We start from the raw sequence: 19,063 nt of genomic DNA on the forward strand, positions 1-19,063 counted from the left end.
AGCGGAAGTTCAGAGGGTCGCGGCGAGGACCGCGGGCAGGTCGAGGCCGAGCTGGGCCATCACCTCGTGGTGGTCGCCGCCCTGGGTGGGCCAGGCGTGGCCGGCGTTGACGCCGACCACCTCGCGGCCGGGCAGCAGCAGGGCCAGCGCCTCGGCGGCGCCGCCCTCGGCACGGTGCTCCTCGACCACCACCAGGCGGCCGGCGGTGGTCGCCAACTCCTCGGCGGCCAGGGTCAGGTGGGCGTGGTCGAGGTAGACCAGGTGGGCGTGGCCGAGCTCGGGGCGGCGCTCGCGGGCCTCCAGGGCGAGCCGGGTGCCCTCCTCGCCGACCGAGACCAGCACGGTCGCGTCGGGCTCGCCGCGGTGGTCCCAGGTGACCGGTCCGGGCAGCTCGCCGTCGAACGGGAGGCTGTCGTAGACCGCGTTGCGGCCGGTGCGGATGTAGTGCGGGCGGCCGGAGGAGGCCGCGGCCCGGACCACCGCCCGGGTCTCCGCCTCGCCGTAGGGCGCGGCGATGGTGACGCCGGGGATCGAGCGGAGCACCGCCAGGTCCTCCAGGCAGTGGTGGGTGGTGCCGAACCAGGCGCCGGAGACGCCCGCGTACGGTGCCACCACGGTGACACCGGCGTTCAGGTAGCCGAGGGTGAGCTTGAGGCTCTCGGCGGCGCGCAGTGCGGCGAACGGCGCGAAGGTGGAGACGAAGGGCTTGTACCCGGCGGAGGCCAGCCCGGTGGCCATGTCGACCATGGCGCCCTCGGCGATGCCGAGGTTGAAGAAGCGCTCCGGGTGGGCCGCCTGGAAGGGGTGGCCCTTGCCGCCCAGGTCGGCCTCCAGACAGAGCAGCGCGGGGTCCTCGGCGGCGAGGTCGGCCAGTTCGTGGCGGTAGGCGTCGCGGCCGGAGAGGGTCGAGGCGGTCATCGGATCAGTCGCTTCCACTTGGCGGCGCGCGCGGCGTCGATGGTCACGTAGTGCGAGCCGGCCTTTCCCTCCACCGCGGGGACGCCCTTGCCCTTGACGGTGTCGGCGATCACCGCGAGCGGCCGCTCGGCGCCGGTGCGGTCGGCGCCGAACACCTCGCCGAGGCGGGCCAGGTCGTGCCCGTCCACCTCGACGGTGTCGAAGCCGAAGGCGGCGAAGCGGGCGGCCAGGTCGGGCAGCGGGGAGATGTCGGCCACCATGCCGTCGTTCTGGCCGCCGTTGCGGTCCACCACCAGGACGAAGTTGCCGAGCCGCTGGGCGGCGGCGACCTGGCAGGTCTCCCAGACCAGGCCCTCCTGCAGCTCGCCGTCGCCGGCCACCGCGATGCCCAGGCCCGGCAGTCCGCCGAGCCGGCGGGCCATCGCCCAGCCGGCGGCGTACGGGACGCCGTGGCCGAGGCTGCCGGTCGGGAAGCGCACGCCGGGCACCTTGGGGCCGGGGTGGCCGGTGTACGGGTGGCCGAGCTGCCCGTACAGCGGCGCCGGGTTCTCGGGGAGGATGCCGGAGACGTGCAGGGCGGCGTACAGGCCGGCCGCGGCGTGGCCCTTGCTGAGCACCACCTCGGTGCCGTCGCCGAGCGAGGCCCGGTGCAGGGCGGCGATCAGGACGTCCAGCACCGAGAGGCTGCCGCCGAGGTGGCAGCCGCGCGGGCTCGCGGCCATGTCGACGACCAGCCGGCGGGCCTCGGCGGCCCGGGCGGCGAGGTCGACGGGGGCGTCGACGGTGACGGTCATCGGGCACCGCCCTCGAACCAGCGGCGGACGGCGTCGGCGAGGACGGTGCGGGCGAGCCGGTGGTCCTCGGCGGTGAGGTGCTCGACGTCGGTGTGGTCGAGCGCGGAGTCGCCCGGGCCGTAGGCGACCATCGGCACGTCGCGCCAGGTGGTGGCGAGGGTGTTCATGTCCGAGGTGCCCTTCTTCACGACGTAGGTGGGACGGATGTCGGCCTGGCCGAAGGCCCGGGTGAAGGCCTTGACCAGCGGGGTGGTGCGCGGGCCGGCGTGGCCGGGGGTGGCGCGCAGCACCTCGACGGCGACGCCCTCGCGGGCGTGGCCCAGGGCGGCGTCCTTGAGGGCCGCCAGGTCGGCGAGCGGCGGGACGCGGAAGTTGAGGACGCCGACCGCGCGGTGGCTGGCCGGGCCGGTCTCGCAGCGGATGTCGATCACGGCGCTGAGCGCGTCCGAGGCCTCCTTCTCCACCGAGGCGCGGATGTCCTCCAGGACCCGGATCAGGGCGTCCGGCGCGGAGACCGCGTCCATCCCGGCGGAGTGGCCGCTGGCCACCTCGGCGGTGACCCGCAGCTTGAACAGGCCGAAGTAGCCGAGGGTCAGCTTCCGGGCGCCGCTGGGCTCGCCGATCACCACCGCGTCGGCCGGGTAGTGGTCGCGGGCGTGGAAGGCGCCCTTGGAGGAGGAGATCTCCTCCTCGACCGCGCCGACCACCCGCAGCTGCCCGTCCTCGGGGACCTCCGCCTCGGCCAGCACCTGGAGGAAGTTCACCAGGCTGCCCTTGGCGTCGACGCTGCCGCGGCCGTGCAGTTCGCCGCCGCGCCACTCGACCGGCCAGCGGTGCGGCACGGTGTCCAGGTGGCCGAGCAGCAGCAGCCGGCGGATGCCGTCGCCGCGGGTGGCGACCAGGTTCCCGGCCTCGTCGATCCGGGCCTCGATGCCGTGCTCGGCGCACCACTGGACCAGGTACGCGGCGAGCTCGCGCTCGTCGCCGGAGACCGAGGGGACGCCGACCGCGCGGCCGAGCAGGGTGAGGTCCGGCTCGGGCGCGGGGGTGCGCCAGAAGCGGGTCCAGCCGCTCGGGTCGGCCATCGTGTGCGGGCCGGTGATGGCCACGTCCGCCGCGCCGTCCAGGGCGAGTTCGGCGGCGCGGACCTTCTGCCGCATCCGGCCGCCGGCGTACTGTCCGGCCTCGCCCGGGTGGGCGTGGCGCAGCGTGGACGCCGGGTCCTTCGGGTCGGTGAGCAGTCCGGCGGTGCCGGTGACCAGGCGCAGGTGGTCGGCGTCCAGGGCGTTGGAGAGGGCGGCGGCGAGCACGTCGGCGTCCACGTTGAGCGGGGCGCCGCCGGCCTCGTCGCGGACCGGTGGGGAGAGGCAGACCACGTCGTAGGCGTCCAGCAGGGCGTTCAGCCGGACGGTGTCCACCTCGGTCGGCACGCCGGCCCGGTGGTCGCGGACCACGGTGGCCTTCCCGCTCGCGGTGACCGCCTTCAGCGGCCGGTTGGCCCGGCCGGAGACCAGGCCGCCGCGGGCGGCGACCGCCGTGAAGACGCTCACCCCCAGCGCCCGCAGGCCCTGCTCGACGGCCGGCAGGGTGACCCGCTCGTACGCGTCGACCAGGTGGGCCATCTCCTCGGGCGGGCAGTAGCGGACCGCGTCGCCGTTGGCCAGGCGCAGCTCCGGCATGGCGCGGCCGATCGCGGCGTAGTGCCGCTCGATGCCGACCGCGCCGCCGGAGACCAGCAGCACCCGGGCGCCGCGGCCGACCAGTTCGGCGAGCTCCGCGTGGATGTCGCCCCGGTCGAGGGTGGCGCTGCCGACCTTGACCACGTAGAGCGGCTTCACGGCGACACCGCCGTCCGCGGCAGTCCGGCGGCCTCGTCGAAGCCGCTGATCAGGTTCATCGCCTGGATCGCCTGCCCGGCTGCGCCCTTGATCAGGTTGTCCAGCGCGGCGACGGCGACGCACTGCTCGCCCTTGACCGCGACCGCCACCTCGGCGACGTTGGAGCCGTTGACCGCCTTGAGCATCGGGAAGTCCTGCGGCGCCTTGGGCGCCGGGCGGACCCGGACGAAGGGCTTGCCGACGTACGCCTTGGCGTAGGCCCGCTTGACGTCCAGGGCGGCGGTGCCGGGCCTGAGCCGGCTGTAGGCGGTGACCATGATGCCGCGCGGCACGTCCAGGCTGTGGGTGGAGAACCGCAGTTCCGGCGCGGTGCCGGTGAACTCGGCGATCGCCTGGCGGATCTCCGGGGTGTGCCGGTGCCCGTGCAGCTTGTGCACCCGGAAGTTGCCGGAGCGCTCGGCGGGCTGCTCGCTGGAGCCGCGGCCGCCGCCGCTGGAGCCGGTCTTGGCGTCGACCACGACCTGCGGCTCGACCAGCTGCTCGGCGAACAGCGGGTAGAGCGCGTAGATGGTCGCCACCGCCATGCAGCCCGGCAGGTTGATGAACCGGCCCTCCGGCACGCCCTGCGACAACTCGGGTACGTAGTAGGAGAATTCCTCCTCGATCGGGGTGGCGGCGGTGCGCGGGTAGAACTCCTGCACCTCCTGCGGGTCGCGCAGCCGGAAGTCGCCGGCCAGGTTGAGCACCCGCTTGGCGCGCTCGGCGAGCAGCGGCAGCTTGCCGGGCAGGGTGCCGGTCGGCAGGCAGCCGAAGGCCACGTCGACCTCCTCCAGCTCCGCCAGCGGGCGGAACTTGAGGCCGGCCGCGCCCGGGTGGTTGCGCAGCCAGGGGTGGACCGCGCCGATCGGGGTACCGGCGCTGCGCTCGGCCGAGAGGAAGGCGAGTTCGACGTTCGGGTGGTCCAGCAGCAGCCGGATCACCTCGCCGCCCGTGTAGCCGCTGGCCCCCGCGACCGCGACTCGGATCTTGTCAGCCAAGGCGGGCCGCCTTCTCGTACGGCCGGCGGTAGTCGCCGCCCTCGACCAGCTTGCGGATGGCGTCCGGTCGGCGGGCCACCTTGGCGAAGGCGTCCGCGTAGCGCAGCGCGCGCTCGTACTCGACCGGGGCGCGCAGCTCGCGGCAGAGCACCAGGGTGGAGTCGAGCATGCCCTGGGTGACCGGGAAGTCGTCCGGGGTGTGGTGGCGCACGGCCTCCGGGTTGAGGGTGAACGGGTAGCCGTTGCCGAAGCCGGCGCGGTGCTGGAAGGGCAGGTGGCAGGGGATCGGCGTGTTCTGCCACTCGCGGGCCGGGACGCCCTCGGCGACCAGCAGCTCGTGCACCGCCTCCTTGACCGCCCAGACCGGCAGGTCGTCCAGGCCGATCGCCTCGGGGGTCAGGGTGATCCGGTACATGTTGTAGGCGTGGGTGTGGCCCTCGGGCACGTACGGCTTGTGGAACAGCCCGGTGCCCTCCAGGGCGTCGCCGATCAGCGCGGCGTTGCGGGCGCGGATCTCGTCGTAGTACGGCAGCCGCTTGAGCTGGCTGGCGCCGAACGCGCCGGCCACCCAGGACATCCCGTAGTCGATGCCGTGCCGCTCCAGGTGGTCGGCGGCCCGCTGGTGGGCCTCGGCGGTGGCGAAGAAGGCGATGCCGCCCTCGCCGCCGAGCGGGAAGTTCTTGTCGGCCATCAGGCTCTGCCCGGCGGCGTCGCCGAAGGAGCCGGCCACCTGCTCGCCGATCTTCGCCGAGTGGGCGTGCGAGGCGTCCTCGACCAGGGCGATGCCGTGCCGGTCGGCGAGGGCGCGCAGGGCCGGGACGTCGGCGGGCAGGCCGTGCACGTGGACCGGCATGAGGGCCCGGGTGCGCGGGGTGATCTTCGCGGCGGCGGCCTCGGGGTCCATGCAGTAGGTGCGCGGGTCGATGTCGACGAAGACCGGTATCGCGTGGGCGGCGACCACGGCCTGCGCGGTGGCGATGAAGGTGAAGGCCGGGACCAGCACCTCGTCGCCGGGCTGCACGCCCGCGCCGACCAGGGCCAGGTGCAGGCTGGAGGTGCCGCTGGCGGTGGGCAGCGCGTACTCGGCGCCGACGTAGCGGCGGTAGGCCTCGGTGAAGTCGGCGACCACCTTGGCCGGGCCGGTCCGCTGGGCCAGCATCAGGTTGAACACGTCCTCCTTGGTGATGACCGGGAAGAGCGTGCGGCGCAGGTCCTTGGGGATGATCGCGTCACCGCCGAACGCGGCCAGTTCGGCGGCGAGTTCGTCGGCGTTCGGCAGGGGAAGGGGACGTGAGGGGAAGTCGGTGATCACGTGGTGGCTCCGGAGGTGGTGAGGGGCCGGGCGGCCTGGCCGAGCGCCATCCGGACGCAGGCGGCGACCAGCGGGCTGAGCCGGTAGTTGAACTGGACGCCGGGCACCAGCTCGGCGGCGTCCTCCTGCTGGGTCCACATGGTGCGCAGGTCGTAGGCGCCGAAGATCTTCAGCCGCTCGCCGCGGGCCCAGATCTCCGGGTCGTCGGTGAGGACCGCGGCGGCCGGGCCGAAGCCCAGGCCGGTCAGGTCCACCACCAGCGCCGGCGCGGTGGCCTTGGCCGCCAACTCGCCGAGGCGGTCGGCGTTCTCGGCGTCCAGCGTGATCTTCTCGAAGGCGACCGGGCCGCCGTCGGCGCGCTCCTCGCGCACCTCGACGCCCAGCCAGGCCAGGAAGCGGCGGTCCTGCTCGGCGAGGACCGGCGCGCTGATCACGTCGCCGTGGCCGATGCCCTGGCCGGCCAGCGCCGCGTGCACCGCGCCGCTGCGGCTGTTCAGCAGGATGGCCTTGGAGCGGCCGGTCTGCTTGGTCAACAGGCGTTCCAGACCGGGCAGTTCCCGGTCGCTCTTCTCGATGCTCATGACCACGCCCGAGGTCAGTACCCGGGTCAGCACGGTGGCCGTGTCGAACAGTTCCATGGTTCGTCGCAATCCGTCTCGTCTCACGCGGCCGCAGCCGTGAGGCTGCGCCCGTACGTTTCGGCCACATGGGCGGCGAGCAGGCCCGCCACGTTCACGCCGTGCAGGGCGGAGGAGCGCGCGAACTCCGGGTTGGCGTTCACCTCCAGGACCAGCAGCTCGCCGGTGGAGCGGTCCTCCACCAGGTCGACCCCGTAGAAGCCGTCGCCGAGCGCGTCCACCACCTGGGCACAGCGCTTCTCGATCTCGTCGGTGATCTCCACCCGCTTCACCTCGGCGCCGAGGTGGGTGTTGGTGCGGAAGTCGTCCGAGACCCGCTGGATCGCCACCACCGGGGTCCGGCCGACCACCACCACCCGCAGGTCGTGGCCCGGCTTGTCGATGTACTCCTGCACCAGGACGGGGAAGAGCTTGCCGCCGGCGTCCGCGGACTCCCGGCCGCCGACCCACGCGTCCACGCAGGCCTCGTCGGCCATCCGGGTCACCCCGCGGCCCCAGGAGCCGCTGACCGGCTTGATCACCGCCGGCCAGCCCAGCTCCTCGACCGCCGACCGCACCTGGGCGTAGCTGTACGCGTGCCGGGAGAGCGGGTGCGGGACTCCGTGCCGCTCGAAGACCAGGGCCTGCAGGCCCTTGTCGTTGCAGGTCTCGATGGTGGCGGCGCGGTTCAGGGTCTCCACCCCGACGTACTCCAGCCGCCTGGCGACTCCGATCGCCTCACGATGGGAGAGGTTCCTGATCAGGGCGAGGCCGGGCGGGGCCGAGTGCCCCGCCACCACCTCCGCCAGGTCCTCCAGCAGTACCGGCCGGACCGGCAGTCCCTCGGCGCGCAGCGCCTGCAGGAGCAGCTTCTCGTCCGGACGGAGCATGGTGACCGAGAGCAGGACCTCGGGTTCCGAGGAGGTCACTCGCCCCAGTCCTCCTCGACCTCGGGGGCCAGCTCGACCCGGACGGAGGCGTCGGTCTTCTCGACCACCTCGTGCTCCTGCCCGCAGGCGCCGCACTCGGCGATCTCGCCCTTCTCCCAGTCGTCCTGCACCTCGAACTCGGTGTCGCAGACGAGGCACTTCGGCGTCTCGATGGCCGTGGTCATGTGCGCATGTTTCCTTTCGGTGTGTTCACGATCCATGTCTGACGGTCCGTCAGATTTCGAAGGGCACGGATGCCGCGCCGCAATGGACCGAACATGACATAGCGAGGATGGTGCCGTGGCCCGGAATCCCCAGGTGGGGAATCGTGTAGACCCGCCGCCAGGACTACATCGGCGGCATCGGCCAGATGATGTCGTCGCCCGGGGCGGCGGCGGAAACCGGCGAGTACGCAGCGAAATCGAGCTTCATGACGGATCCCCTCCTTGTCGGCCGCCGCTGGAAAACCCCGGCGGTTTCTCTCTGGAACAACCGTGCCCGACCGGTCGAACCGAGCGCCACTCCTGCCCGGTGATGACAAACAGCAAGTGACAACCACTCACCAGCGAAGGGCGTGCCGATGCACACCAGCCCACCCGCCACCGCCGACCCGGCGGCACCGGTGGACGCCGACGAGGACACCCCGCGGCTCGGCGAACTCCACACCGCGCTCTACCGCCGCGCCCTGGAACACGGCTGGCTCGACCCCGTGAAGGCCGCGATGCGGCTCGGCGCCCGGCTCGCCGAGGTCGAGGCCGCCGTCCGCGACCTGGCCCGGCTGCACCTGCTGCGCCGCGACGCCGGTACCGGCGCCGGCGGCACCGACGACCACCCGGCGGGCTGGATCCCGTGCAGCCCCAACGCGGCCGCCGCGCACCTGACCGGCTCCATCGAGGCCGAGATCCGCCGCCGGCACCGCGAGGCCGAACGGCTGCGCAGCCACGTGATGGCGCTCAACCCGGTCTTCGAGGACTCCTGGCAGGGCAGCTCCCAGCAGAACCCGATCGTCCACCTGACCCTGCCGGACACCGTCCGCTCCTCGCTGGAGCAGCTGTCCGCCGGCGCCCGCCAGGAGGTCGCCGCCGCCCACCCGCTGCTGCCGCCGCCCGAGGCGCTGACCGAGGGGCTGGCCCGCACCACCGAGGTCCTCGGCCGGGGCGTCGCGATGCGCACCCTGTACCCGCACTCGGTGCTGGCCCACCGCTACATGCAGCAGCACCTCGGGCGGATGACCGCGCTCGGCGCGGAGATCCGCACCGCCGGGCACATCCCCGACCGGATCCTCTTCTTCGACCGGGAGAGCGCCGTCATCGCCGACAGCGCCGCCGGCTCCGGCACCGGCGCGGTCGTCATCCGCGACCCCGCCCTGCTCGGGCACCTGTACCGGGCCTGGGAGAGCACCTGGGACGCCGCGCTGCCGTTCAGCTCGGCACCCGGCGGCACCGGGTACGGCTCCGCCAAGGACGAGCTGCGCCGCTCGGTGCTGCGACTGCTGGAGTCCGGGCTGAAGGACGAGGTGGCCGCCCGCCGGCTGTCCATGTCCACCAGCACCTACCGGCGGCACGTCACCGAGCTGATGAACGACCTCGGCGCGGACAGCCGCTTCCAGGCCGGCAGCCTCGCCCGGCGCAACGGCTGGTTCGACAGCTGACCGGGCGGGGCGGAGGTCAGCCGCGCTGCGCCTTGCGCTCCTCGGCCCGGCGGACCAGGTCGAAGCAGAGCACCCCGGCGGCACTGGAGACGTTCAGCGACTCCACCCCGCCGGCCATCGGGATGTGCAGCGAGCGGTCCACCCACTCCTCGGCGGCCGCCGACACGCCCTCGGTCTCGTTGCCCAGCACGAACGCCGACTTCGCCGGGAACTGCTCGCCGTACAGCGAGGTGCGGGCCTCGCCGGACAGGCCGTAGATCCGGTACCCGGCGTGGTGCAGCGCCTCCAGCGCCTCCGTCGCGGTGCGGCAGCGCAGGATCGGCGCGTGGAACGCCACCCCCGCCGAGGCCTTGATCACCAGCGGGTCGATCGACGGCGACCCCACCCGGGGCAGCACCACGCCGGTCATCCCTGCGGCGGTCGCCGTGCGCAGGATCATGCCCACGTTGGACGGGTTGTTGACGCCGTCCAGCACCAGGATGCCGCGCCCGCGCACCTTGGCGTTCCGGGTGCGCTCCAGGAACTCGTCCAGCGGCGCCATCCGGGGCGCCACCACGTCCGCGATGATCCCCTGGTCGTGCTTGCCGTTGCCGGCCAGCACCTTCACCCGGTGCGCCGACGCCTCCCGGATCGGCACCCCGCGCCGGTCCGCCAGCCGCAGGATCCGGTCCAGGTTGTCGCCGCGCGCGTTGTCCGCGACCACCAGCTTGTCCACCTGCAACGCGGAGTCCTGCAGCACCTCCAGCACGGGCATCCGCCCGTACACGGTGATGAAGGTGTCCTTCGGGGAGCGCTGGGCCGGCTGCGCCCCGCCCCGCCGGTCGTCGCGGTAGTCGTCGGTCATGCCCCCGATTCTCCCCTACCCGGCCGCCCCGCCGGGCCGGGCCTGCCCCGGAGCCCGGCGAGGGCGTCGCGGGCGCGGGCGCCGGCCGCGGTGCGCGGCACCATCAGCCGGACGTTGGGGCCGATCCGCTGCCTGCGGCGGACCGTCGACCGGTGCTCGGCGAGGTACCGGGAGAACGCGGCCCGGTGGTCGCCCCGGTGGGCGGCGAGCGCGCCGGCCAGCCGGTCCGCGCCGACCAGGGCGAGTTCGGCCCCCGCGCCGGAGGCGGGCGAGGCGCACCAGGCGGCGTCGCCGACCAGCACGACCCGGCCGGCCGACCAGTCCGGCAGCGCGACCTGGCTCAGCGCGTCGAAGTAGAACTCCGGGTCGGCCAAAGCCCCTTCGAGCAGCTCCGGGACGCGCCAGGAGGTGTCGCCGCCGAACGCCTCGCGCAGCAGCAGTCGCTGCCGGTCGGTGTCGCGGTGGTCGAGGTCGAGCGGGGCGGAGCGGAACATGAAGTACGCCTTGGCCTGCTCGTGGGTGCCCGAGCGGTAGAGGCCGGCGACCTTGCCCGGGCTGTTGTGCAGGGTGACGCAGCGGTCCTCGCCGAGCGCGGCGTCGGCGTCCGCGAAGGCGAAGTAGTGGCCCTTGAAGCGCAGGTACCGCTGCTCCGGGCCGAAGGCCAGCCGGCGGACGGCGGAGTGCAGGCCGTCGGCGCCGACCACCAGGTCGAAGCGGCGGGGCGCGGCCCGCGCGAACTCGACGTCCACGCCCCCGGGGTCCTGCCGCAGGGCGGTCACCGTGTCGTCGAAGAGGAACTCGACGTCGGCCCGCGCGTGCAGCAGGGCGACCAGGTCGCCGCGCATCACCTCGACGGAGTCGGGGGTGCGGAGGTCGAACCGGGCGGTGGTGCGGTCGTGGTCGTCGACGAACCGCAGGCCGCGGACGTCGGCGGCGGCCGCCTCGACGGCGGGCCGGATCCCGATCCGCCCGACCACGTCCAGCGCCCGGCCGCGGACGTCGACGCCGTTGCCGCCGGGCCGTACCGCGGGGGCCCGCTCGACCACGGTGGGCCGGAAGCCGCTGCGGGCGAGGAAGTGGGCCAGGGTCAGTCCGGCGATGCTCGCGCCGGAGACGAGGACGCGCTCGTTCACAGGAGTCCCTCCACCGGGGATAATTGGAACCGAGGTTCCATATGAGTATGTGGAAGGAGCGTTCCAGATGTCAACGCCGAAGAGCGGAGGCCGCCGCGCGGACGCGGTGCGCAACCGGCAGCTCGCCCTGGAGGCGGCCACCGCCCTGCTCTCCGAACCGGGCGCCGCACTGACCGTCGAGGCCATCGCCACCCGCGCCGGCCTCGGCGCGGGCACCGTGGTGCGCGCCTTCGGCGGCAAGGACGCGCTGCTCGACGCCGCCGTCTCCGACCTGCTCGAACCGGTCGTCCGCCGGGCCCGCGAGCTGTGCGGCCACCCCGAGCCGGACCTGGCCCTGCGCACCTTCCTGGCCGAGCTGATCGCCTTCCAGTCCGCGCACCACCCGCTGAACGAGCGGCTCGGCGGGCTCGACCTGCCCGCCACCACCGCCCGCCGCGCCGAACTGGTCGGCGCCGTCGAGGAGATGCTCGACCGGGCCCGGGCGGCGGGCCTGGTCCGCACCGACCTCGACGCCCCCGCCCTGACCACGCTGATCGGGCAGACCGCGTACGCCGTCGCCCGGTCCCGGCCCGCCGCGCCGGAGCTCGTCGACGCCTACCTCACCGTGCTGATGGACGGCCTGCGCCCGCCGCGGTAGCCCGCAGCCAGGAGAGCGCCGCCGCCGCGGGCCACAGCCGGGTGGCCGCGTTGCGGGCCGCGATGCCGGCCCGGGTGGCGGGGACCAGCAGCGCGGCGGCCGTGGCCACGCCGCCCTGCCGGGGGTCCACCAGGGCGCGGTGGCGGGCCCGGTAGCGGGCGAAGGCGGCGACCGGGTCGCCGGGGGCGGCGGCCAGCTCCTCGGCGAGGGTGTGGGCGCCGGCCATGGCGAGGGTCGAGCCGTCGCCGAACAGCGAGACGGACGAGGCGGCGTCGCCCAGCAGGCCGATCCGCCCGTTCGACCAGCGGTCGATCCGGACCCGGCTGACCGCGTCGAACCACAGGTCCTCGGCGCCCCGGACGCGGTCCAGCAGCTCGGGAATCCGCCAACCCCCGCCCCGGTACGCCTCGGTGAGCAGCCGCCGGTGGAGCCCGGTGTCGCGGAGGTCCGGGCCCGCGACGCCCGGGTGCCGGAAGACGAACGCGGCCAGCGCCTCGCCGCGCACCGGATGGACGGACACCATCCGCCCGGGCGCGTTGTGCAGCACCACCTCGGTGGCGCGCTCGGCCGGGCCGCCGAGCGGCAGCGTCGCCACGTACAGGCCCAGGTGCTCGACGAACTCCGCCTCCGGGCCGAAGGCCAGCCGGCGGGTGGTGGAGTGCAGGCCGTCGGCGCCGACCACCAGGTCGAAGCGGCGGGGCGCGGCGTGCGCGAAGTCGACGTCCACCCCGTCCGGGTCCTGGCGCAGGGCGGTGACGGTGTCGCCGAAGAGGTACTCGGCCGTGTCCCGGCCCGCGTCGTGCAGGATCCGCGCCAGGTCGGCGCGGGTCACCTCCACCTCGCGCCGGCCGGCGGCCCGCCGCAGCGCGCCCAGGTCGACCCGGCCGACCTGCCGCCCGGCGGCGTCCACGAAGCTCAGCGCGGACACCCGGGTCGCCGCCTCGCGCAGCCCCGGCAGGACGCCCATCCGTTCGGCGACCGGCACGGCCGGGCCGCGCACGTCCACCGGACTGCCGCTGGAGCGCAGGCCCGCCGCCCGCTCCACCACGGTGGGCCGGAAGCCGTGCCGGGCCAGCCAGTACGCCAGCGTCGTGCCGGCGATGCCGGCACCGGAGATCAGGACGGTCGGAGCACTCGTCGTCGCCATGGTTTGACTGTATGACCGGATTCGAAAACTGGTCAACAGTTTCGTGACCGGATTTCGGATCCGGTCAGGAAGCGGTCCTATCCTTGGCCCATGACCGCATCCACCGGACGGCTCCGCGACCCGCGGCAACGCGCCGAACGCGCCACCCGGATCCTCGACGTCACCGCCGACCTGCTGCTGCGCCACGGCCACCGCAAGGTCTCGATCGACGACGTGGCGGCCGGCGCCGGAATCGGCAAGGGCACCGTCTACCTGCACTGGAAGACCCGCGAACAGCTCTTCGCCGCGGTCTTCGCGCGGGACGTCCTCACCGCGCTCGACGAGCTCCGCGCCGCCCTGCGCCGGCAGCCCGAGACCTGCCTGCCGCACCGCTTCGCGCACGCCTTCTACCTCGCCGCCACCGCGCGCCCGCTGCTGCGCGGCTTCCTGCTCGCCGACCCGCACCTGCTCGGCCGGCTCACCGCCGGCTCCGGGTCGGGACGCGAGGAGCGGCACGCCGAACTCACCCGGGGCTGGTTCCGGTTGCTCGCCGAGCACGGTCTGCTGCGCGAGGACCTCTCGGCGGCGGACATCGCCCACGCCTACCAGGCGACCTTCGAGGGCTTCCTCTGCGCCGACCACGGCGACCGCGACACCGACCAGCAGGCGGAACTCCTCGCCCGCACCGTGCAACGCGCCTTCGAGCACGACCGCGCGCCCGGTGACGACGTCCTCTCCGCCGTCGCCACCGCCCTGGCCGCGCTGCTCGACGAGGTCATCACCACCGACCGCGCCGAGTTCGGCCTCCCGTAGCTCCGGCCGCGCCCGGGCCACAGACCGCTCTGGCCCGTCGGGCCGCTTCGGTCCGTCAGGCCCGTTCGCGCAGGCGGGGGGTGTACGGGAGGGTGTGGCCCGCGGTGCGCAGGGCCTCCGCCGACCGTGCTCAGGACGAGGGGTCCGGCGCCGTCACCGCCGCCGGGACACCGTCCGGGGCGGCCCCGGGGGCGGGCAGCGGCTCGGTCGGAGGCGCATCCGGCGCGGTCGGCGACGCGGTCGGCGACGCGTCGGGCGCAGGTGCGACCCGGACGGCGGCGCGCTCACCGCTGATCCACCAGTGGACCGCGGTCAGCAGCACGGCGCCGACCGCCCAGCACACGCCCACCCAGTCGCCGGCGGCGGCACCCGCGCAGTTGTCGACGTCCTCCGCCCCACGACAGCCGGCCGGCGTCCCGATCACCGCCTGGACGGGCCAGGCCGCGATCATCGCGGCGGTCAGGCCCATGCACGCCCCGAACGCGAGGGAGCGCAGCACCCGCTCACGCTGCCGGCCCGCCCCGAACGAGCCCGGCCGGTAGTAGGAGGCGACCAGGAAGGCCAGCGCCAACCCGACGGCCAGGCTGAACCAGTTGTACCGGCCGTCACCCGTACTGACCGCCAGCACGGCCGCGACCGTGGCGGAGCCGAGTGCCGCCTGATCCGTGTTGTCCTGGTTCCGAGCCATGCCGCCCCCTCCGCGCGCCGCCGAGCCTTCCGCGCCCGCGAAGCAGTGTCAAGCCGTCAAACTCCAGCTCGAATACGCGAGTTGACCCATGGCCGCAAAACGCAGCAGCACCCGACCGCTCGAAGGGTCGGGTGCTGCACTGCGGTCCGGTCGGGGTGTGAACCCGTCCTTCCAGGTGGGCCGCCAGGGGCTCGAACCCTGAACCTACGGATTAAAAGTCCGCAGCTCTGCCAATTGAGCTAGCGGCCCGCCGACGGGCGCCGACCGTGGTGGTACAGCGCCTGCCAGGGCGATCCTACCCGGTGATCCCCAAGGGTTGGCCATTGGATTGCCCGGCGGCGTCGCAGGTCCGCCAGGTGGGACGGCCAGGGTCAGGCGGGGGTGAGGTGGGTGGCCCGGACGGCGCGGAGCCAGGCTTCGGCGGGGGCCTCGTCGGGGGCGTCGGGGAGGGCGCCGGGCCGGTCGAAGCGCTGCTCGGCGTCGGCGAGCAGCGGGGTGGCGTCGGCCGGGTTCTCGGCGAGGTGTTCGCCCAGCTCGCGGACGCGCTCGGGTTCGGCGAGACGGACGGTCACCTCGCCGGTCTCGTGCAGGGCGAGGCCCTGTTCGAGCAGCCGGACCAGGTGCCGGGCGTTCTTGGCGCCCTGGGCCCGGGAGCGCGGGTCGCCGGGGTCGCGGGTGGTGAGTTTGCGGAACTGCTGGGTGGCGTAGCCGAGGTAGGAGTTGCGGACGGCCCGGGCGCTGAGGAAGGACCGGCGGATGGCGACGAGTTCGTCGCCGAGCGGGGTGCGCACCTCGTACAGGTCCTCGGGCAGCCAGGCCAGTTCGGAGGCGGTGGGGTTGCAGCTCAGGGCGAGCCGGCACCACTTGGCGGCCTCGTGCAGGGTGCGGTCGGGCGCGGTGGAGACGTGCGACTCGGCGGGCCGGTGGAGGCCGTGGAACTCGACGGTCGGGGCGGCGAACAGGCCGAGCCGGTCGATGTCGGAGTCGGCGTGGGCGAGGCCGTAGGCGGTGGAGCCGACGACGCCGGAGAGCAGGACGTGCATGGTCGCCTCCTCAGCGAACGGGACCTGGGTCCTGGGCAGTGTGACCCGGCCGGGGCGACCCGCGCGAGTGAATTCCGGGGCGGGCCGTGCCGCATCACCGGCCGGGTCGCTGCACCGCGCGGTGCCCGGGCGCGCCGATACTGGGCGCATGGCGAACACGGACATCCCCGCGGCGAAGCTCCGTGCCTGGTGGGCGCACCGGCAGTGGCTGGACGGCGGCCGTGCGGGCGCGTCCCCGGCCGAGGTCCTGGCGGCGACCGGGTGGGCGCGGTCGGTGGGCGGGGCGGCGCCGTACTTGGGGATGTTCGCCCGGGCGGGACTGGGGCGGGCGGCGGTGGACGCGGCGGTGGCGGCGCTGGAGGTGCACGAGCTGCCGTCGGCCCGGGGGTGCACGTACGTGCTGCCGGCGTCGGACTTCGCCCTGGGGCTGGCGGCCGGGGCGGGTGCGCCGGAGGCGGACATCGCCTCGGCGTCGCGGCACCTGGGGGTGACCCGGGACGAGATCGAGAAGCTCTGCCTGGCCGTCTCCGAACTGCTGTCCGCCGATCGGCCGTTGGATCCGCCGGCGATCCGGGAGGGGGTGGGCGGGGCGGTCCGGAGCCTGGGCGAGGCGGGGAAGAAGCGCGGGCAGTCGACGACGCTGCCGCTGGCGCTGGGGCTGCTCCAGGCGCGCGGACGGATCCGCCGGGTGCCGGTCAACGGCCGTCTGGACCAGCAGCGTTACGGCTACGTGGGCTGGGACCAGACGGTCCGTGGTTCGGCGGCGGAGCTGGCCGAGCGGTACTTCGCGTGGGCGGCGCCGGCCTCGGTGAAGCACTTCCGCTGGTTCTCGGGGTTCTCCGCGGCGACCGCGAAGGCGGCACTCACCCCGCTGGACCTGGCCGAGCTGCCCGGGACGGACCTCCTGGTGCCCACCGCACTGGTCGAGGAGTTCCAGGGGTTCACCGTCCCGGACGAGCCGTCGTACGCGCTGCTGGCCGGGATCGACGGGCTCCACCTGCTGCACCGCGACCTGCCCCGACTGATCGACCCGGCGGACGGGGACCGCCCGCTGCCGGGGGCGAGGGAGGGGCGGGTCTTCGGGACGGAGGTCGATCCGCAGGGCCACGTCGTGGTGGACCGCGGCCGGATCGTCGGCTTCTGGGAGTACGACACCGAGCGGTCCGAGATCGTGCACAGCCTGTTCGTGCCGGCCGACGAGGCGCTGCTGGCCGCGATCGCCCGCACCGAGGCGTTCGTCCGGGACGAGCTGGGCGACGCGCGGGGCTTCAGCCTGGACTCGCCGAAGAGCCGGGCCCCGAAGATCGCCGCGATGCGGGCCGCGGGTCAGAGCTCCGCGGGCAGGTAGTCGAAGCCGGCCACGTCCTCGCGGGCCCGGGCCAGCCCGGCCAGCAGGTCGGCGGGCGGCGCGGCGTACACGGTGGTGTAGTGGTGGTCGCCCTGCGCCGGGTCGTCGGCCCAGGCGGTCCGCTCCTCCTCGGGGACGGTGGCGAACCGGCCGTCGGCGCCGTTCCGGTTGCCGCGGGCGTCGAGCCGCACCCACTGCCCGGTCTCCGGCCAGTACACGGCGTTCAGGCCGTGCAGCACCTCCAGCTTCTGGTAGCAGAGGCCGGCCGGGATGCCGTTGGCCCGCAGCAGGGCGGCCAGCAGGTGGGACTTGGCGTGGCAGATGCCGTTGCCCCGGGCGAGCACGTCCGAGGCCCGGTACGCGGCGCTCCACACGCCGATGTCCGCCGAGTGGTCGATCTCGTCGCGGACGTACGCGAAGGCGGCCCGCGCGGTGGCCTCGGCGTCGGCGCCGCGCAGCCGGGCGGCGAGGGCGGCGATCTCCGGGTGCCGGTGGTCGATCACCGCGTCGGCGGCGAGGTAGGCGTCGAGGTCGGCGGTGTCGGGGGTGAGCGGTCCGAGCGGCGAACCGGTGGTGGTGTCGGGGGTGAGCGGTCCGAGCGGCGAACCGGTGGTGGTGTCGGGGGTGAGCGGTCCGAGCGGCGAACCGGTGGTGGTGTCGGTCATGCCGCCATGGTCGGAGCAACGGCGGGCGGCCGGCCGGGATTTCCAGCATGTGGGCTACGGTCGGGGAGCAGTCGTAGCGGTACGCACGGAGGTGGCGGATGTCCGAGGTGGTCGTGGTGACCGGGGGCGGTCGGGGGATCGGGGCGGCGACGGCCCGGCTGGCCGCGGCCCGCGGGTACGCGGTGTGCGTCAACTACCGGTCCGACGAGGCGTCGGCGGCCGCGGTGGTGGCGGAGATCGAGGCCGCCGGCGGTACCGCGCTCGCGGTGCGGGCGGACGTCTCGGGGACGGCCGGGGTGGAGCGGCTGTTCGCCACCGTGGACGCCGAACTCGGGGTGCTCACCGCGCTGGTGAACAACGCGGGCGTGCTGGAGCGGCAGTGCCGGCTGGACGAGTTGGACGAGGCGCGGCTGGAGCGGATCTGGACGGCGAACATCACCGGCCCGTTCCTGTGCGCGGGCGCGGCGGTGCGGCGGATGTCGACCCGGTACGGGGGCAAGGGCGGCGCGATCGTCAACGTCTCCTCGGCGGCCTCCCGGCTGGGCTCGCCGAACGAGTACGTGGACTACGCGGCGTCCAAGGGCGCGATGGACTCGATGACCCGCGGGCTGGCGCTGGAGGTGGCGGGCGAGGGGATCCGGGTGAACGCGGTCCGCCCGGGGCTGATCCACACCGACATCCACGCGCTGGGCGGCGAGCCGGGTCGGGTGGACCGGCTCGGCCCGGGGCTGCCGATGGGCCGGGGCGGGCGGCCGGAGGAGATCGCCGAGGCGATCCTCTTCCTGCTCTCCCCCGCGTCCTCGTACGCCACCGGGGCGATCCTGGACCTCGCCGGGGGGCGCTGAGCCGGTCCCGGGTGGGCGGCGCCGCACGAAGCGCGTCGGGTGAACGCTTCCGGGCCCGGGAGGGAATCTCCGGAATCGGCGCGAACCGGGGCGGGCGGTCCGCCTAACGTTGCCGGCATGACCGATAGCGCGTACGACGCCCCCGTCCTGCTCGACGTCCCCGATGTGCCGAACTTCCGCGACGCGGGGTGCGGCGTGCTCCCGCCGGGCCGGCTGTACCGCTCCGGCGGGCTGTTCCACATGACCGAGGAGGGCGCCGGGCGGCTGAAGGCGCTCGGCGTCCGGGTGGTGATCGACCTGCGCAGCCGTCGCGAGCTGGACGTCTGGCCGGACCGGCTGCACGGCCTGGAGGTCGAGTACCGGCACCTGCCGCTGCTGCCGGACCCGGCGGAGAGCGGGCTGCCGTGGCCGCAGACCCCGGCGGAGCTGTACCCGTTCATGGCGGAGGTCGGCGGCGCGGCGCTGGCCGGTGCGGTGCGGGCGCTGGCGGAGGGCGGCGCGGTGCTGGTCCACTGCGCGGTCGGCAAGGACCGCACCGGGCTGACCGTGGCCGCCGTGCACACCCTGCTCGGCCTGCCGGAGGGCGACCTGGTGGCCGACTTCCTGCGGTCCAACCCGGCGCTGGGGCTGGACGCCGGCCCGGTGCCGTACACCGACGAGGAGGGCCGGGAGCGGATGTCGAACCCGGTCGAGGCGCCCAACCTGCGGGCGGCGCTGGCCCGGATCGCCGAGCTGCACGGCTCGCTGGACGGCTACCTGCTCGCGCACGGCGCCACCGCGGAGGACCTGGCAGCGGTCCGGGCCCTCCGCGCGGGCTGAGCACCG

At 74.6% G+C, this 19,063-nt stretch carries 20 protein-coding genes and 1 tRNA gene; 6 read left to right on the forward strand and 15 right to left on the reverse strand.

What is annotated here, in order from left to right; all coding sequences use genetic code 11:
• Window positions 1-9: 9 nt before the first annotated feature.
• The 8 genes from ACGFX4_RS08005 to ACGFX4_RS08040 are packed head-to-tail and all read right to left on the reverse strand — an operon-like array spanning window position 10 to window position 7,630.
• The gene (locus tag ACGFX4_RS08005; RefSeq protein WP_393071132.1) at window positions 10-918 is read right to left on the reverse strand and encodes a transketolase family protein; all 909 of its coding nucleotides are present in this window, start codon (window positions 916-918) and stop codon (window positions 10-12) included.
• Window positions 915-1,712, reverse strand: a complete 798-nt coding sequence (locus tag ACGFX4_RS08010) for a thiamine pyrophosphate-dependent enzyme (protein WP_393071133.1) — start codon at window positions 1,710-1,712, stop codon at window positions 915-917. The genes ACGFX4_RS08005 and ACGFX4_RS08010 overlap by 4 nt, the downstream gene beginning before the upstream one ends.
• Window positions 1,709-3,550, reverse strand: a complete 1,842-nt coding sequence (locus ACGFX4_RS08015) for a M20/M25/M40 family metallo-hydrolase (protein ID WP_393071134.1) — start codon at window positions 3,548-3,550, stop codon at window positions 1,709-1,711. The genes ACGFX4_RS08010 and ACGFX4_RS08015 overlap by 4 nt, the downstream gene beginning before the upstream one ends.
• Window positions 3,547-4,587 carry an N-acetyl-gamma-glutamyl-phosphate reductase gene (gene argC / locus ACGFX4_RS08020; protein WP_393071135.1) on the reverse strand — a complete coding sequence of 347 codons (1,041 nt, stop codon included), beginning with the start codon at window positions 4,585-4,587 and terminating at the stop codon, window positions 3,547-3,549. The genes ACGFX4_RS08015 and argC overlap by 4 nt, the downstream gene beginning before the upstream one ends.
• On the reverse strand, window positions 4,580-5,899 hold the full coding sequence (locus ACGFX4_RS08025) for a DegT/DnrJ/EryC1/StrS family aminotransferase (protein WP_393071136.1): 1,320 nt from the start codon (window positions 5,897-5,899) through the stop codon (window positions 4,580-4,582). Before ACGFX4_RS08025 ends, argC begins: the two co-directional genes overlap by 8 nt.
• Window positions 5,896-6,537: a degT/DnrJ/EryC1/StrS aminotransferase gene (locus tag ACGFX4_RS08030; RefSeq protein WP_393071137.1), complete on the reverse strand. Its 642-nt coding sequence runs from the start codon at window positions 6,535-6,537 to the stop codon at window positions 5,896-5,898. The genes ACGFX4_RS08025 and ACGFX4_RS08030 overlap by 4 nt, the downstream gene beginning before the upstream one ends.
• Before the next feature lie 23 nt (window positions 6,538-6,560).
• Complete coding sequence (locus ACGFX4_RS08035; RefSeq protein WP_393071138.1) at window positions 6,561-7,445, reverse strand: RimK family alpha-L-glutamate ligase; 885 nt, start codon at window positions 7,443-7,445, stop codon at window positions 6,561-6,563.
• A complete protein-coding gene (locus ACGFX4_RS08040; RefSeq protein WP_393071139.1) occupies window positions 7,442-7,630 on the reverse strand; it encodes a lysine biosynthesis protein LysW in 189 nt (62 codons plus the stop codon). The genes ACGFX4_RS08035 and ACGFX4_RS08040 overlap by 4 nt, the downstream gene beginning before the upstream one ends.
• Before the next feature lie 395 nt (window positions 7,631-8,025).
• Between ACGFX4_RS08040 and ACGFX4_RS08045 the strand changes: the two genes are divergently transcribed.
• Window positions 8,026-9,096, forward strand: coding sequence for a hypothetical protein (locus ACGFX4_RS08045; protein ID WP_393071140.1), 1,071 nt, complete (start codon window positions 8,026-8,028; stop codon window positions 9,094-9,096).
• Between the two features lie 16 nt (window positions 9,097-9,112).
• On the opposite strand, the gene ACGFX4_RS08050 is transcribed toward ACGFX4_RS08045, so the two are convergent.
• Window positions 9,113-9,940: a TrmH family RNA methyltransferase gene (locus ACGFX4_RS08050; RefSeq protein WP_393071141.1), complete on the reverse strand. Its 828-nt coding sequence runs from the start codon at window positions 9,938-9,940 to the stop codon at window positions 9,113-9,115.
• Complete coding sequence (locus ACGFX4_RS08055) at window positions 9,937-11,073, reverse strand: FAD-dependent monooxygenase (protein WP_393071142.1); 1,137 nt, start codon at window positions 11,071-11,073, stop codon at window positions 9,937-9,939. Before ACGFX4_RS08055 ends, ACGFX4_RS08050 begins: the two co-directional genes overlap by 4 nt.
• A 67-nt stretch (window positions 11,074-11,140) precedes the next feature.
• On the opposite strand from ACGFX4_RS08055, the gene ACGFX4_RS08060 reads away from it, so the two are divergent.
• Window positions 11,141-11,710, forward strand: coding sequence for a TetR/AcrR family transcriptional regulator (locus tag ACGFX4_RS08060; RefSeq protein WP_393071143.1), 570 nt, complete (start codon window positions 11,141-11,143; stop codon window positions 11,708-11,710).
• Here ACGFX4_RS08060 and ACGFX4_RS08065 read toward each other — a convergent pair.
• The gene (locus ACGFX4_RS08065; RefSeq protein ID WP_393071144.1) at window positions 11,673-12,857 is read right to left on the reverse strand and encodes an FAD-dependent monooxygenase; all 1,185 of its coding nucleotides are present in this window, start codon (window positions 12,855-12,857) and stop codon (window positions 11,673-11,675) included. The genes ACGFX4_RS08060 and ACGFX4_RS08065 overlap by 38 nt on opposite strands.
• A 90-nt stretch (window positions 12,858-12,947) precedes the next feature.
• On the opposite strand from ACGFX4_RS08065, the gene ACGFX4_RS08070 reads away from it, so the two are divergent.
• Window positions 12,948-13,649 (forward strand): TetR/AcrR family transcriptional regulator, encoded by a 702-nt coding sequence (locus ACGFX4_RS08070; protein ID WP_393071145.1) that lies wholly within the window; start codon window positions 12,948-12,950, stop codon window positions 13,647-13,649.
• 130 nt (window positions 13,650-13,779) lie between these two features.
• On the opposite strand, the gene ACGFX4_RS08075 is transcribed toward ACGFX4_RS08070, so the two are convergent.
• The 3 genes from ACGFX4_RS08075 to ACGFX4_RS08085 all read right to left on the reverse strand — a co-directional run bounded on the left by ACGFX4_RS08075 (window position 13,780) and on the right by ACGFX4_RS08085 (window position 15,419).
• The gene (locus tag ACGFX4_RS08075; protein ID WP_393071146.1) at window positions 13,780-14,337 is read right to left on the reverse strand and encodes a hypothetical protein; all 558 of its coding nucleotides are present in this window, start codon (window positions 14,335-14,337) and stop codon (window positions 13,780-13,782) included.
• Window positions 14,338-14,513: 176 nt separating this feature from the next.
• Window positions 14,514-14,586, reverse strand: a tRNA-Lys gene (locus ACGFX4_RS08080).
• A gap of 122 nt (window positions 14,587-14,708) precedes the next feature.
• Window positions 14,709-15,419: a DNA polymerase beta superfamily protein gene (locus ACGFX4_RS08085; RefSeq protein ID WP_393071325.1), complete on the reverse strand. Its 711-nt coding sequence runs from the start codon at window positions 15,417-15,419 to the stop codon at window positions 14,709-14,711.
• Window positions 15,420-15,528: 109 nt separating this feature from the next.
• Between ACGFX4_RS08085 and ACGFX4_RS08090 the strand changes: the two genes are divergently transcribed.
• Window positions 15,529-16,728, forward strand: a complete 1,200-nt coding sequence (locus ACGFX4_RS08090; RefSeq protein WP_393071147.1) for a DNA glycosylase AlkZ-like family protein — start codon at window positions 15,529-15,531, stop codon at window positions 16,726-16,728.
• Here ACGFX4_RS08090 and ACGFX4_RS08095 read toward each other — a convergent pair.
• Window positions 16,707-17,393, reverse strand: coding sequence for a transglutaminase family protein (locus ACGFX4_RS08095; protein ID WP_393071148.1), 687 nt, complete (start codon window positions 17,391-17,393; stop codon window positions 16,707-16,709). The two genes, ACGFX4_RS08090 and ACGFX4_RS08095, sit on opposite strands and share 22 nt — an antisense overlap.
• Window positions 17,394-17,491: 98 nt before the next feature.
• Here ACGFX4_RS08095 and ACGFX4_RS08100 point away from each other — a divergent pair, with 98 nt between their 5' ends.
• Together ACGFX4_RS08100 and ACGFX4_RS08105 are read left to right on the forward strand one after the other, a co-directional pair.
• Window positions 17,492-18,238 carry an SDR family oxidoreductase gene (locus tag ACGFX4_RS08100; RefSeq protein ID WP_393071149.1) on the forward strand — a complete coding sequence of 249 codons (747 nt, stop codon included), beginning with the start codon at window positions 17,492-17,494 and terminating at the stop codon, window positions 18,236-18,238.
• A 117-nt stretch (window positions 18,239-18,355) separates the two neighbouring features.
• The gene (locus ACGFX4_RS08105) at window positions 18,356-19,057 is read left to right on the forward strand and encodes a tyrosine-protein phosphatase (RefSeq protein ID WP_393071150.1); all 702 of its coding nucleotides are present in this window, start codon (window positions 18,356-18,358) and stop codon (window positions 19,055-19,057) included.
• Window positions 19,058-19,063 lie beyond the last annotated feature (6 nt).

Origin of the sequence: Kitasatospora sp. NPDC048365 (assembly GCF_043200835.1) — a bacterium.
Taxonomy (GTDB): domain Bacteria; phylum Actinomycetota; class Actinomycetes; order Streptomycetales; family Streptomycetaceae; genus Kitasatospora; species Kitasatospora terrestris.